This is a genomic window from Nocardia sp. NPDC003345 (assembly GCF_053589395.1).
The window spans coordinates 1-1,228 of the sequence record NZ_JBSFRU010000614.1; the positions used below are offsets into that span (position 1 = coordinate 1).

At 69.0% G+C, this 1,228-nt stretch carries 1 protein-coding gene; it reads left to right on the plus strand.

What is annotated here, in order from left to right; all coding sequences use genetic code 11:
• Positions 1-124 precede the first annotated feature (124 nt).
• The gene (locus tag ACWDU1_RS32440) at positions 125-1,144 is read left to right on the plus strand and encodes a redox-sensing transcriptional repressor Rex (protein WP_450004233.1); all 1,020 of its coding nucleotides are present in this window, start codon (positions 125-127) and stop codon (positions 1,142-1,144) included.
• The last annotated feature ends 84 nt before the right edge of the window (positions 1,145-1,228 follow it).

The following is a 1,228-nucleotide window of genomic DNA, read 5'->3' on the forward strand; positions in this document are numbered from 1 at the left end:
GCGAGTATCCGGCCGCCGGTAGCACGTGAATCAACCCGATATCCGACCCCGTCATCGGCGCATGGACCCCGGCGGAGGTCGCCGACCACCCGGGCCTGTTCGGTCCGGACGAGGAGCCGAGGACGTGACAGAGCAGCATGAGACGCGCGGCGTCTCCGGCGATGCTCCCAACGTCACCACCCGGACCCTTCAGAAGGACATTCCCCAGGCTACGGTGGGCCGGCTCGCCACCTACCTCCGGGTGCTCGCCCTGCTCGCCGATGACGCTGTGGCCATCGTATCCAGTGAGGAACTGGCTGTCGCGGCGGGTGTCAATTCCGCGAAACTCCGCAAGGATCTTTCTTTCCTGGGCCCCAACGGTGTTCGCGGTGTCGGCTACGACGTCGCGCGGTTGCGGGCCCGCATCGAGGATGTGCTCGGATTGTCCGGTGGCCACCGGGTCGTGCTGGTCGGCGCCGGGAATCTCGGGCGCGCGCTGGTGGGTTACCGGGGCTTCCGGCGGCGTGGGTTCGCGGTGGTCGGGATCTTCGACGACGATCCCGAGGTGATCGGCCGTGAGGTCGAGGGCCTGCGGGTGCGCGATGTCGCCGGGCTGGCGGACGGGATCGCGCTGCTGCGCCCGACCATCGCGGTGATCGCGGTACCCGATGACAGTGCCCAGCAGGTATGCGACGAACTGGTCGCCGCGGGTGTCGGGTCGATCCTGAGCTTCGCCCTGTGCCCGCTCACCGTGCCGCCCGGGGTGGAGATGCGGCGCGTGGACCTGGCCGTGGAAATGCAGATGCTGTCCTTCGAGCGGGTCCGCAATGCCGATTCCGACGAAACGAACGGCTCCGGCCCGGTTCCCGTGACCGGCGCCGACACCACCACCGGTGACGGCGCGCGTGATGCTGGTGTGAACAGCGGAAATGTGGCGGACGACGCCACCGCCGCGGCGAATGATTCCGCCGCGAGCGGTGTTGTACCGGGCAACGGCGTGCCTGCCGCTCATCCCTTGAACGGCTCCGGCCGGATCGCCCGCCGGGTGCCAGCGCATCCGACGCCGGGCCCCGCCGGGCTGTCCCATTGCGCGGCGCAGGCCGCCCAGACGACCTCGCATACGGCAACGGAGCCAACCAGCAAGGGATCGGTGGTCACACCATGAGCGTTCTTCTCGTCGGCATCTCACATCGCAGCGCACCTGTCGCGATGCTGGAGAAGGTCGCGATCACCGATGCCGATCGGCCCA